Source organism: Rhizobium sp. No.120 (assembly GCF_054558365.1).
The window spans coordinates 1-11,577 of the sequence record NZ_BAAJNQ010000034.1 but is presented as its reverse complement, the minus strand read 5'-3'; the positions used below and the strand labels follow the sequence as shown (position 1 = coordinate 11,577).

General features: G+C 54.6%; 13 protein-coding genes and 1 pseudogene. 10 read left to right on the top strand and 4 right to left on the bottom strand.

Going from position 1 to position 11,577, the window contains the following annotated elements:
• Positions 1 to 612, top strand: a 612-nt coding sequence (locus tag ACYJRZ_RS31535; RefSeq protein WP_459465415.1) for a hypothetical protein, incomplete at its 5' end; no start/stop codon positions are given.
• Between the two features lie 182 nt (positions 613 to 794).
• Here the strand turns inward: ACYJRZ_RS31535 and ACYJRZ_RS31530 are convergent.
• Together ACYJRZ_RS31530 and ACYJRZ_RS31525 are read right to left on the bottom strand one after the other, a co-directional pair.
• Entirely contained in the window at positions 795 to 1,517 is a 723-nt protein-coding gene (locus ACYJRZ_RS31530; RefSeq protein ID WP_459465413.1) for a hypothetical protein, read from the bottom strand.
• A 27-nt stretch (positions 1,518 to 1,544) separates the two neighbouring features.
• On the bottom strand, positions 1,545 to 2,879 hold the full coding sequence (locus ACYJRZ_RS31525) for a hypothetical protein (RefSeq protein ID WP_459465412.1): 1,335 nt from the start codon (positions 2,877 to 2,879) through the stop codon (positions 1,545 to 1,547).
• Positions 2,880 to 3,377: 498 nt separating this feature from the next.
• On the opposite strand from ACYJRZ_RS31525, the gene ACYJRZ_RS31520 reads away from it, so the two are divergent.
• From ACYJRZ_RS31520 to ACYJRZ_RS31500, 5 genes are all read left to right on the top strand, one after another.
• Positions 3,378 to 4,154, top strand: coding sequence for a hypothetical protein (locus ACYJRZ_RS31520; protein WP_459465410.1), 777 nt, complete (start codon positions 3,378 to 3,380; stop codon positions 4,152 to 4,154).
• Positions 4,144 to 5,268 (top strand): pentapeptide repeat-containing protein, encoded by a 1,125-nt coding sequence (locus ACYJRZ_RS31515; RefSeq protein ID WP_459465408.1) that lies wholly within the window; start codon positions 4,144 to 4,146, stop codon positions 5,266 to 5,268. The genes ACYJRZ_RS31520 and ACYJRZ_RS31515 overlap by 11 nt, the downstream gene beginning before the upstream one ends.
• 225 nt (positions 5,269 to 5,493) lie before the next feature.
• Positions 5,494 to 5,733, top strand: a complete 240-nt coding sequence (locus ACYJRZ_RS31510; RefSeq protein ID WP_113349381.1) for a type II toxin-antitoxin system Phd/YefM family antitoxin — start codon at positions 5,494 to 5,496, stop codon at positions 5,731 to 5,733.
• Positions 5,734 to 5,735: 2 nt separating this feature from the next.
• The gene (locus tag ACYJRZ_RS31505; RefSeq protein ID WP_459465406.1) at positions 5,736 to 6,155 is read left to right on the top strand and encodes a type II toxin-antitoxin system VapC family toxin; all 420 of its coding nucleotides are present in this window, start codon (positions 5,736 to 5,738) and stop codon (positions 6,153 to 6,155) included.
• A complete protein-coding gene (locus tag ACYJRZ_RS31500; RefSeq protein ID WP_459465404.1) occupies positions 6,145 to 7,311 on the top strand; it encodes a site-specific integrase in 1,167 nt (388 codons plus the stop codon). Before ACYJRZ_RS31505 ends, ACYJRZ_RS31500 begins: the two co-directional genes overlap by 11 nt.
• 36 nt (positions 7,312 to 7,347) lie before the next feature.
• Here the strand turns inward: ACYJRZ_RS31500 and ACYJRZ_RS31495 are convergent, their stop codons facing one another.
• Positions 7,348 to 7,665, bottom strand: coding sequence for a helix-turn-helix domain-containing protein (locus ACYJRZ_RS31495; protein ID WP_459465402.1), 318 nt, complete (start codon positions 7,663 to 7,665; stop codon positions 7,348 to 7,350).
• Positions 7,652 to 8,023 carry a type II toxin-antitoxin system RelE/ParE family toxin gene (locus tag ACYJRZ_RS31490; protein WP_459465400.1) on the bottom strand — a complete coding sequence of 124 codons (372 nt, stop codon included), beginning with the start codon at positions 8,021 to 8,023 and terminating at the stop codon, positions 7,652 to 7,654. The genes ACYJRZ_RS31495 and ACYJRZ_RS31490 overlap by 14 nt, the downstream gene beginning before the upstream one ends.
• A 137-nt stretch (positions 8,024 to 8,160) precedes the next feature.
• Between ACYJRZ_RS31490 and ACYJRZ_RS31485 the strand changes: the two are divergent.
• From ACYJRZ_RS31485 to ACYJRZ_RS31470, 4 genes and pseudogenes are all read left to right on the top strand, one after another.
• A pseudogene (locus ACYJRZ_RS31485) lies at positions 8,161 to 8,259 on the top strand (integrase); the annotation flags it as partial.
• Positions 8,260 to 8,335: 76 nt separating this feature from the next.
• Positions 8,336 to 9,502, top strand: a complete 1,167-nt coding sequence (locus ACYJRZ_RS31480) for an ATP-binding protein (protein ID WP_459465398.1) — start codon at positions 8,336 to 8,338, stop codon at positions 9,500 to 9,502.
• Positions 9,503 to 10,009: 507 nt separating this feature from the next.
• The gene (locus tag ACYJRZ_RS31475; RefSeq protein ID WP_459465396.1) at positions 10,010 to 10,423 is read left to right on the top strand and encodes a hypothetical protein; all 414 of its coding nucleotides are present in this window, start codon (positions 10,010 to 10,012) and stop codon (positions 10,421 to 10,423) included.
• Positions 10,424 to 10,809: 386 nt separating this feature from the next.
• Positions 10,810 to 11,268: a hypothetical protein gene (locus ACYJRZ_RS31470; RefSeq protein ID WP_459465394.1), complete on the top strand. Its 459-nt coding sequence runs from the start codon at positions 10,810 to 10,812 to the stop codon at positions 11,266 to 11,268.
• Positions 11,269 to 11,577: the final 309 nt, after the last annotated feature.

The window sequence follows — 11,577 nt, the reverse complement described above, 5'->3', positions numbered from 1 at the left end:
GATGAAAATATCCGGCAATGCCGGGTCACTTCTCAGTGCAAATCAACAGTCAGTGTACAAGAGCTGTACGTCGCTTACTTCAGCCTCGTGGAAGCTTCGACCTCATTCAGAGATATATCGTCCTTTTTGGCAAGCTCTCTCAGAAACTCCAGAAGCGTCGCAAAGGTTGCCGCCTGCCTGGCAATGATTGGTGATCATATTGGAAGGCATGACGACCGCGATCTGGTTCAGTTTACAGTTCGCTTCATTGACGAGCTAGGAAAACTTGGCAGCTTAACGTCATCAGGTTTAGGCGAAACCGTCAGTACCATTAATGAAAAAAACGTCCTTCGGGCGGTAGCAGCATATTCCTTTAGAGTCCGCGATAACAGGCTGGTTCTTGACCTGTTGGAATTTAAGCGCCTTGCAAAATGGGCATGTAGGCGCGGCCTTTTTGTGCAGGGCCTTGATGCTATTCCTATCGAACGTCTCAGGGAATACGAGGTCCAACCTTCTTTCTTCACTGACAGCGTGTCCGTGGAAAAAAGAATCGAGGAGTTATCATCTGGAAAGGTCGCCAGTTTTATCAAATTCCGGTTCGACGGCGAGTTCGATGGGCTAGATAGCTACTAAGTTATAATTGCGATGCAAATCTGCGCGCTTCGCAAAATGTGGACATCGGTTCCGCTAAATCCCCGACACCCTACGCACTAGCTATGGTGCCTTCGACGGGCCTCTGGTGGCTGCATCGTTACCCGCTCGGCCATCATCATGCTCTGGCAATGGAAACAAGGCACCATTCCCGCTGAGCCGACTTATATTTTTTCCCCGAAGGCTCGCTCCACCTCTTCCTTAGAAATAGATTTGTAAGCCGCCATCATCCCGTTTGGCCTGAGAAATCCCTTCAGCTGGGAGTGCGAGAAGAAAGCAAATTCTGTCGTGAAGTACTCGTCAAAGATATCCTGATAAATGATAGTGCCAACGACTAGGAGCCGGTCGTTTAGACCAAATTGCTGATCTTGAAATTCCTCGATGTAGCTGCTTCCTCTAAGCGGAGTGACCTTGGCAAACAAAGGCTTCCCTGCTCCTACCGACGTCCATGTTTTTCGAGGCGGAGATGGTGGGCGATTATTTCGGAGCACATGATACATTTCCTGCATCGAAACCCGGACCGCCTCAACGCCCACAGCAACCATAGGGCTTGGAGTCTCGCCGGAATTGTGGCAGACGACGACCAAATCGCCCTTGTCGTCCACGCTGAAATCAATGTCGGAAGCTTCGACATAGGCTCGCGCCTGCCGCCGGCCAAGGTCTCGTGTTTCACGGAGGGTGTTTCGCGTCTGCAAAAGGCTCCCCGCCAAACCCAATAGCGCAATACTACTCAACACCACAGACGCCGCACTTACCCAGACCGAGACATGGGCCCAGTGCGCTTGCGCTTCCGACGCTGACACGCTTCGAGCCGTATAGTCGTCGGCCCAGCCCTCCCCAACCATTGCGATGAGCCAAGTCGCTATTGCGATGATCACCAATTTCATGCTTGCGCCACCCCTCGTGCAACTCTCTTATCTACGTTGTTTGGCAAGCTCTCGCTCTAACGCCCGCCGCTGTTGGCGCGACATCCCCTCAGGTCGAGGGTCGGTAGGAAATTCCAGTTGGACGGCTACTTGGTTTGCAGTCGCCATCGTATGGATTGATATATCGAACGCCTCCCTAGCCTGATGCAGCTGATCAATAATCTCAGGCGTCCATTCTTGTTGTTCAAAAGCTATCAGTTCTTCTGAGGCACCTCGATCTGAATCGGCGTTAACAGCAATACCGACGCAAAGCCTCAGGTCAGCGTCGTCCCTGAGAGCAGAAAGGCAATAGGTCTGTAATATCGTTGCTCTGATACGCCGAAAGTCGGCAAGCGGTAAGTCAGCTTTTTCTCGCATTACGAGGAAGACGTACGCGACCTTGTCACCGGTTGCCGGATCAATCGATTTCAGCACACGCGCGAAACGCGCCGCATTCTGATCTTCACAAGCTCTTAACGCGCCGTGCAGCGCTCCCGCGATATGGCGTCTTTGAAGTCTCGTTTCTCTCGCCATGATCCGGAGTGCGCTCTCCGACACGTCGATTGTGGGGACTTCATCGAAGACTGCGTATTGGGTGTCGTCTAGCGCAGCATCAGTGAACAGCTTTATGAGCCGGTCCCATAAATACGACGGTTTGTTCGCTTCCTTGCGTCGCCTATACTCCGGCGAGCGGACAAGATAGGCATACTCGCCTTGCGCGTAGGAGACCTTGTGATCGGATGAGCCACCCTTCACATCGGCTCCCGTCGGAAAATAGTGCTCACCATTTTGTCCGGTCGTTAGCAGATAGTTGGCAAGAAGCTCCGCTTCGCTTGGCGAAACCAGCAGCGATTGCGACCTAATTAACTTAGCGCGGGCGGTGAGATATCTGGTGAAATCGGTGATCGTGTCCAGCTCGGACATAACGACGTCGAGCGCAAGCATGTTGAACACATGGATGAACGGTCCCGAGGGATCCACGTCTCCAATAGAGAACGGGCGATGCAAGTGCTGTCCAAAGTCGACGTGATCCGACCCTCTTAAGTGAGGAAGTATAAGAAAAGTCCCGTCGGGGTCTTTAAAATACTGGGAGGCGGCCTCTTCTGCTCCCATCGCCACGCAAATACCATGTACCCTTCGACGCTCAACAGGCGGCAATTTGATCGGAAGCAAAGTTTGACATTTTGCGTCAACGAAGAGCGAATCTGGTTTGCTTCTAATCCACGCCGCAGCTTTTCTGATCTGCCCAGCGGACTCCGAGATTGCCTTTTTATACCATCGAGGCCACGCCGTCTCTAACGGCGCCTCACTCCAACTTACGCTCTTATCGCTGAAGATGATCACGTCGTCACCGCAGACGACTAACAGATCACAGAGCTCCTGCCCTGGCTTTTTAAACACATTGGGCCATGACCAAAGATCGAGAAACGTGTCGCCTGCTAGACGCGCCAGAAGCCGCTCGGTCGGGGTCAGCCCAGCCCCTTTTTCGATTTTTGCGATTTGCTTAGATCCTCAACTGCCGATTTAGAAATTAGCCTTGATCCGGAAGACTGCGACTCGAAGCCTGCCGCCATTATTTGTTGCATACGACAGACGAAACAAACAACCTCAATTTGAAATCTGCCTATTCGAGGACAAGAGGCCTCCTGGCAATCGGTCAGCTTTCCAAAACGGAATGGAGGCTCGCTAGACATGCCTAAAGCTCTGAAAAAAGATGAGGGGGCACCCAGAGAAGCCGCCTTGATGCAGTCACTTTGAACTTCCGGGGGCCACCGAGCAGGCCGCTTGTGCATACGATGAATTGGAACCATATAATCTGGCGTCCACATTCTGGAGAAGACGATGTCGTTTCAGTCCCGCAACCACAACCCGTTGCCCCAAGTGGTGGAGCTAAAAAGCGCGGTCGCTGAGAGCGACGAAGTTCCAGGCCGATATCGTCTTGAAACCGAACTTGGCATCTTTGAGGATGAGATTGTTCTCGACAAAGCAACGATTTCGGTCGGCCTTACAAGGGCGATCCTATCCCTCGCGATCGACGGTCTCGATATGGACGAGAAGACAAAATTTGGCGTCCATCATATTCAATCAAGAATGATGAAGGTGCAGCGTAGATCAAGCATCGAAGCCGGCCTCGAAGAAACGAAAGCGCACGAACTTATTGCCGGCGGAGAGGTTTCGATGCTCTCTCCTTCTGGCAAGGCTTCAGCCACGAAGTCAGGAAAAGCGACCCATACAGCCAAAACCAGCCTCCAAGAGGAAACGGAAGTTGAGATGGAGCACCTTCCTGTGAAGTACGTCGGCAACGAAACATGGAGGGTCACGGATCCGTCAGGAGAAGTGCTAGATGCGACGTATTTGAACTATGACGTCCTTTGCGAAATGACTGCGCAAGAGACGAAGCCCAATCGGGTTCAAACTGTTCTTTCTGCGCATGCCAAGGCCAGAGACGTCAATGCTGTGGTCACTCATGACGAACGGATGTTCAGTGACAGGACGAAGTGGAACAAGGAACGCGTCATAGGCATCCTTGTGGCCAAGGCCCTACACGAGGTCGCGGAAGAGGCCGAGTATCGCGGCACAATAACCTTCAGCGCATCGGTTGCCTCCGATGAAGGATGATATCGTTCTTGATGCTCTGATCTCCGCAATGTCGAAGGAGACGATGAACAACGTGTTGGCTAGCACCACCGGCAACTTCGGCCAGCTCATTGGCATCGCCGGTCTCGATCCTTCCGTAGACCTACAGAACGCGGATCTGCGGAACACAGATTTCACCGACACCAATCTGGCAAACTATAATTTCACTGGATGTGACCTACGCGGTGCCCGCGGGATCCGTGTAGTTTGGGACCCCGAGACCACGCTGTTTGCGGAAGCACTTCTCGACGGCTCGATATTTGCACATCGTGTGGCGACCTCGGCCGCGTTCGCTGATCCCGAAGTACGTCTGCTCCAAAAGCGCGTCAGTGGTATGGGTTGGCAGGATCAGATTGTCTGGGCGATACGCAACCTCCGCCCAGGCACGGTCGATCTAGAACGCAATCGAATGCTTGCATCAACGCTTTTCGAACAAACTAGGGATTCCTTTCTCAAAGGTGAACTCCTCAAATATCTTGAGCAATCCGCTTCCTCGGGAGATGAGCAAATTTATAACATCATGCTCGACATCATAAATGGCCACAGTGATGACCTGCATCTAGTTACGAAGACCATCAAGGTTCTCCAACGATCCCGTGCGTTCGGTCGCACTCGCTTGAAGTCTGCGGTAGAAGCTCTCCTGTACTCCCGGGACAGTCGAGTTGTTACTCTGGCCATCCGCTTCCTTGTGTCGGTCGGTACGACGCAGGAGATCAGGGAGCTTTCAGAATTCGCATTGGCAAGGCGGGCAGCCCCACTACGTTTTGCATTCATAGGAGCGCTCATCGGACGTCTTGGGCCAGGATATGACATCGTCGTCAGGAACCCAGTCAACAGGGATTTTCGTGACGTCCACCAAGAGCTCTCTGCCGAGGAACTGCCGCTACTCATCAGAGAAATCCGGCGGGCCTACTACAACGAACAGGAAGCCCTCCGAGATGGCACCCTCAAGGGGGAGCCGCGAATATCTCAGGAATTTGCTACCGCACTCGCCGAAGATTCTCTACTCGAGAAACTGGATCAAATGTTTGGCCAACTAGCCGAACACGGAATGCCAAGAGTTAGAATTCCGGGCGTCGTTAACCATATGAATTAACGCTATTCTTCTGCCATTTTGAATCGAAATAGGCCTTTGCTTCCGTTGCTCGGACAGCAGCTTTCTGAGGCTATCATTAGCGATAGTATTCAGGTATCGATAGTGATATGACCTAGTGCTTGACCAATAACGATTCTGCGCCTATTGTCGCGCAGAATGTCGAGTTGCAGGCTCTGCCACGATCTGTGCGACGAGAGAGTGAATTCCAGCTTACGGAGAATTATCATGAGCGTCACCGTCAAGGTCGCAGAGGCCAAGGCCCATCTTTCCGAATTGCTGGCCCGCGTCGAGGCCGGCGAGGAGGTCATCATTTCCCGCGGCAACGATCCGATCGCCGTATTATCGCGCATTCGCAAGGAGAACGATATCGACAAGACGATCGCCGAAATCAGAGCGATGCGTCAGATGGCCAAGCCCGTTACCCAAGAGGAAATCCGCGCCTGGCGCGATGAGGGCCGCGCGTAATCATGTCTTTCGTTGTGGACGCCTCTATCGCCGCCAGCTGGTTTCTTCCCGATGAGCAGAGCGAAGCCGCCGAGCGCCTGATTGGCGTACTGGCCGTCACACCAGGCCTGGTTCCATCGCTATTTTGGTTCGAAGCCCGCAATCTGTTTGTCATGGCCGAGCGCCGCGGTCGATTGCCGGCCGGGGCAGCGCTGACAGCGACATTGAAGTTGCGCAGTTTGCCACTTGATGACCGCGGTTCGGGCAATGATGTCGCCATCGTCGATCTCGCTATCCGGCACGGCCTTTCAGGTTATGATGCCAGTTACGTTGCGCTTGCGAAATCTGCCAACGTGCCATTGGCGACAGCCGACCGGAAGATGGCAAACGCAGCCAGAAGCGAAGGCATTGCGATCGTGGGACCACTTGAGCATGAGCACTAATCGGCATCCAGCGGATTTGCCGGTTCTGAAGCGTGCCGAAGAACTCGATGCGCTCGACTCCATCCTGCCCTTCGCCCGGCGCGATCAGCTGGCCACCCTGCTGACGGACGACGATGTCGCCACCCTCAAGCATCTCGCCAAGGAGGGCATGGGCGCCAATACCCTTCGCGCACTCGCCTCTGATCTTGGCTATCTCGAAGCCTGGTGCGAGCTTGCCATTGGTGTGCCTCTGCCCTGGCCGGCGCCGGAAAGTCTGCTCCTCAAATTCGTCGCCCATCATCTTTGGGATCCAGTCGAGCGCGCCGACGATCCCACACATGGCATGCCAGGTGAGGTCGAGATCGGATTGCGCACCAAGGGGCTTCTGCGCGCCGACGGTCCGCATGCGCCCGATACCGTGCGCCGGCGGCTGACCTCCTGGTCGATCCTGACGCGCTGGCGCGGGCTAACGGGATCATTTACCGCCCCTTCCCTGAAAACCGCATTGCGCCTGGCCGTGCGTGCCACGCCGCGGCAACGTCGCCGCAAGAGCAAAAAGGCCGTCACCGGCGATGTGTTGGCAAAGCTGCTGGCGACCTGTGGCGGCGAGCGGCTAGCCGATGTCCGCGACCGCGCCCTGTTGCTGACGGCGTTTGCCTCCGGCGGTCGCCGGCGCTCCGAGGTCGCTGACTTGCGCGTCGACGATCTGGTCGACGAGGAGCCGGTGCATGCCGATCCGAGGAATGCCGCCTCCCCTCTCCTCCCGTGCCTGAGCATCAGTCTCGGCCGTACGAAAACGACGACCGCCGAAGATCAGGCGCATGTCATTCTGATCGGCCGACCGGTCGAAGCACTCAAGCAATGGATCGAAGAAGCCAGGATCGACACCGGACCGGTGTTCCGGCGCATCGACCAATGGGGCAATATCGACCGGCGAGCACTGACGCCGCAGTCGGTCAATCTGATCCTGAAGACACGGTGCAGCCAGGCCGGTTTGGATCCGGAGCTGTTTTCGGCGCATGGACTGCGCTCCGGATATCTGACGGAAGCCGCCAATCGCGGCGTTCCTTTGCAGGAAGCCATGCAGCAATCCCTGCATAAGTCGGTGGCCCAGGCGGCGAGTTACTATAACAACGCCGAACGGAAGAACGGGCGTGCCGCGCGGTTAGTTGTGTAGCAGCGGCGAATTCGAACGCAGAAATTTACACCCGTTTCAACGGTGCCGCGACTTTTCGGCGATACTAGAAAGGTCGACCTTTTTGCCGGCGACATCGGCGATGATTTTCAAGCTACCGCCCAGCGACTCCACATAATCTCGAAGCGTTGACAGTTTCATGTCCGCGCGCTTCTCCAATCGAGACACGTTGGTTTGCTTAAAGCCTGTTTTCGCGGATACCTGCTCTTGCGTTTGACCGGCCAGAGCCCTTAATTCACGGAGGTTATGAGCCTCAAGCAACACCTCTGCGCGCTTTTCCACGGCCTGACGTTCGTCGGCCGACAGATCGCCTATTAGTCTATCAAGATCGTCCACAGTTCTTCTCCAGCTCTGCCAAATGATCGTCGTATCGTTTATCGGCTAGGTCGATCAGCCGCTTATAAAAGAGCTTCTGACTAACGCCGCTCTTCGCGCCGCCGCACAGCACAACAGCTTTTCGTTCCGGGTCAAAGGCAAAGGCAAAGCGCCATTGCACTTTGAGAACTTTTACACGCAGCTCTTTCATGTTGGCGTGCTTGGAGCCTTCGAGCGTATCGACCTCCGGTCTCCCGAGGCGAAAGCCTTTTTGCCTCAGCACGACGAGATGTGCCAAAAGCTCGACTCTTGCATCTTTCGGAAGGTCTGCGATCTCGTCTCGGAATCGCGGGTGAAACTCAACCTTCCACTCTGTCATTTCATATCCTAACGGATATAGATACTTTGGGATATATAAAGATTGTGTGTTATTTTGGCAAGGGACGCGAGAATAAAATCATGCCATATCGTAGCCGCGGGACCGGTATGCCGAAGCCAAAAGTCCTCCCCTCCCCCGCCATGCAGCAATCCCTGCATAAGTCGGTGGCCCAGGCGGCGAGCGATTATAACAACGCGGAGCGAAAGAACGGACGGGCGGCGCGCTTGTTTTTGTAGCGCTACGTCCGTATTCTCGAGAGACACATGCTAATTTCTCCTTGCAATTCGGGAGTTTCATTCCATAAATGCGAGGATGATTAACCGTCGAATATCATCCGAACTGAACGAACTCCTCGACACGCGCCCAGCTGTCGCGCTCATCGGGCCGCGTCAGGTCGGAAAAACGACATTGGCACTCTCCATAGCCGACCATCGGCCTTCGATCTATCTCGATCTTGAATCGGATGCTGATCGTGCCAAGCTCGCCGAACCGGAACTATATCTCAGCCAACATAGTGACAAGCTCGTTATATTGGACGAGGTTCACCGGCTTCCTAATCTTTTCCAGAATTTGCGCGGACTTATCGACCGCGGCCGTCGAAGCGGCAGAAAAGTGGCGCAGTTCCTGCTGCTTGGGTCAGCATCCATTGACTTGTTGAAACAGTCGGGTGAGACGCTGGCTGGCCGGATCGCCTATCTTGAAATGGGGCCGGTTAACGGCACCGAAGTACCAGCTGACGAACTAAATACGCTGTGGCTACGAGGTGGCTTCCCAGACAGTCTACTCGCTCAAAGCGATCGCGCAAGCCAGCGATGGCGGCAGGACTTTATTCGAACGTATCTGGAGCGAGATATTCCTTTGCTCGGTCCTCGTATTCCCGCGGAGACATTACGGCGCTTCTGGACAATGCTCGCGCATCATCAGTCCGGACTTCTGAACGCCGCAGAGTTTGCACGCGCGCTTGGCGTCGATGGCAAGACCGTCGCCTCTTATCTCGACCTCCTGGTTGATCTGCTGCTCGTACGACGTCTAGAGCCTTGGCATGCAAACGTTGGAAAGCGTCTCGTAAAATCGCCTCGGGTTTATGTTCGCGACAGTGGCATCACCCACACTCTCTTGGGGCTGACCACTCAGGAGGATCTGCTCGGCCATCCGGTCGCCGGTGCAAGTTGGGAAGGTTTCGTGATCGAGACGCTGATTGCCGCAGCACCGGCCGGAACACAGAGTAGTTTCTATCGGACATCCGCCGGCGCCGAAATCGATCTGCTCCTCACGCCCCCGGGCAATCGTCCATGGGCCATCGAAATCAAGCGCAGTCTGTCGCCTAAAGTCGAAAAGGGCTTCTATCTTGCGTGCGAGGATTTGAATCCGCTGCGACGGATCGTCGTCTACCCCGGACAGGAGATCTTCCCCATGCAGCAAGACGTGGAAGCAATGCCGCTATCAGCATTAGGGACGGCCTTGGCCGAACTCGTCTAGGCTGTGGTGACGATTTAACTATTTAAGCCAGATCATGATGCTTGCGAGCAGCTGCCTGATCATCATTGGGGCGAGGGGAGACTCCCTTCGGCCCTTCCCCTCGTGCACCCCTACCCGCCCGCAGGTTTGGGCGCTTTCGACGGCAGGACGACGCCTCCGGCTTTCCGGCCAGAAGTGGTCAGGCCGCCGCATGCCTGCGTTGTGGCTTAACCGAGGCGCCAAAGCGGATCTCTTTCGGAAATGGCTACTGTAGGAGATTTCCTTCATGCGGGCTTATTGGGGTACATTTGGTGATCGCGACCGCGGCGAATCTGAATGGCTAACAAAGGATATCCGATTTTGAGTACCAGACGACGATCTCGCACCTGTGATGTCTGATGGGTTTCGCGACTATTTTTGGTTCGATGGCTCATGACCATCAAGAATGATTGTCGCGGCTGCCCTCCCCTAATTTTGACTTCATGGTATCGACCTAGGAAGATCGTCGCCAAAATGGGAGAATTCAAAATGAAAAATACCACGAAGGCCTTACGGGCAATCGCTTTTTGCACGGCCCTCGCCTCGACTTCAGTGGCCTGGTCGTCTGGATTCGAAAACATAATCATCTCAAACGCCAAGGATGCCGACGAAACACAGTCGGTGCTGCCGGCAAACAGTGCTGCTGTATATCTGTCAGCAGACGTTGCAGATGACATTGACTCGCGTTCAAAAATCACGGTTTCATGGATCGCGGTCGACACTAACGGCGTTGCGCCGGCGAATTACAAGATCGACGAAGCGAGCTTTGATATTGGCTCGCTGGAAAACCACGTCAACGCCTCTCTGAGCAAACCGAATGCGGGCTTCCCGGTCGGCAAATACGAGGCTGTCCTTTCCGTGGACGGCAAGGTGGTCGAGACCGTTGCATTCTCAATCAAATAAGCTCGGCTAAGCGCTCAGCACGACATGATGGCTACCGCAAGATCAGGAGAACTGTTGCTTGCCGGAGGGTTTGTTGCCGCCCTCCCCTACCAGCGAGCGATACTATCGACGCCTCGCCTTGCGAACCAAGTCGGAATATGCCGTTCTGTGCTCATTTATCCAAAGGCCTGGGAGGATGGTTGCGATGAAGGGCGCAGTGAACGCAGTTATGGAAAGGGCGATCATGGCCGGGAAGATCGTCGGCACTGTCGTGATCGCCGTCAAAAGCAGATAGACCGTCTATAGCCGCGCTGCTGGTTATGCGGGTCGATAAATTGGAAAACCAACACATACGGACCATATTCCGTCTCGCATCCGTGACCAAACCGCTTGTGGCGGCGACGGCCTTGGCTATTGTCGACAAGGGCAGGCTAGCGCTTTGTGACATCGCCCGAGATTATCTGGCCAATCTCCGGCCCCGGCAGTCAGAAGAAGAGATTGCCGATATCATCATCAAAAACCTGCTCACTCACACGGCTGGCCTCAGTTGTGGAGTAGGTCCGAAGACCGCGCCACCCGAGCGGATGTTCAACGCTGGGCTTTCTGACACAGACCTCGATTTGTGGAGAACTTCAGTGCGCCGCCTCTTAAAGGCGGAAGCGGCAAGGACGGCGCTCCTCAACCAGATTGGCAACCTCCAACGCCCGGGCAAACCGGGAAAAGGATTCTCTTTTCTGGGTGCAGTGGTTCAGGATCCAGCTCTAGCAGAGGTCCCGATGTCCAACGGATCGATAAGCTGGGGCGGGTTTAGGGACACAGTTGGTTCATCGACCCAGTGGAAGCACGGCGGTAGAAGGCCGCCTTGAAGCCTATCCAAGAGATATCCTTCGAGCGATATATGGCGCTTAATGTCTATGGCGAAAGGCGGTCTAATCATCCCAAGACGTCTCTCTGCCGTTGCGAAAGGTACAATCCAGCGACGATCTAGAATAGACCAAACCGGATATGTTCAATTCTTAGCTCATGATGACCTTTGCCTTGAATATCACCTCTGGAAAACAGTGGGTATGCAGCCAAGTGCCGTATCCGCTCGCTGCAAAGCAGGCGGAAGCTAGCAGCAGCCATACTTCCGCTATGAGTATTATCTTATTTTTCTCAATACATTAGGATGAGCC

What these genes read in the sequence shown, in the direction of transcription:
- ACYJRZ_RS31530 (WP_459465413.1), bottom strand. Translation starts at nt 1,517, where the DNA reads ATGAAATTGGTGATCATCGCAATAGCGACTTGGCTCATCGCAATGGTT.
- ACYJRZ_RS31520 (WP_459465410.1), top strand. Translation starts at nt 3,378, where the DNA reads ATGTCGTTTCAGTCCCGCAACCACAACCCGTTGCCCCAAGTGGTGGAG.
- ACYJRZ_RS31515 (WP_459465408.1), top strand. Translation starts at nt 4,144, where the DNA reads ATGAAGGATGATATCGTTCTTGATGCTCTGATCTCCGCAATGTCGAAG.
- ACYJRZ_RS31510 (WP_113349381.1), top strand. Translation starts at nt 5,494, where the DNA reads ATGAGCGTCACCGTCAAGGTCGCAGAGGCCAAGGCCCATCTTTCCGAA.
- ACYJRZ_RS31505 (WP_459465406.1), top strand. Translation starts at nt 5,736, where the DNA reads ATGTCTTTCGTTGTGGACGCCTCTATCGCCGCCAGCTGGTTTCTTCCC.
- ACYJRZ_RS31500 (WP_459465404.1), top strand. Translation starts at nt 6,145, where the DNA reads ATGAGCACTAATCGGCATCCAGCGGATTTGCCGGTTCTGAAGCGTGCC.
- ACYJRZ_RS31490 (WP_459465400.1), bottom strand. Translation starts at nt 8,023, where the DNA reads ATGACAGAGTGGAAGGTTGAGTTTCACCCGCGATTCCGAGACGAGATC.
- ACYJRZ_RS31480 (WP_459465398.1), top strand. Translation starts at nt 8,336, where the DNA reads ATGATTAACCGTCGAATATCATCCGAACTGAACGAACTCCTCGACACG.
- ACYJRZ_RS31475 (WP_459465396.1), top strand. Translation starts at nt 10,010, where the DNA reads ATGAAAAATACCACGAAGGCCTTACGGGCAATCGCTTTTTGCACGGCC.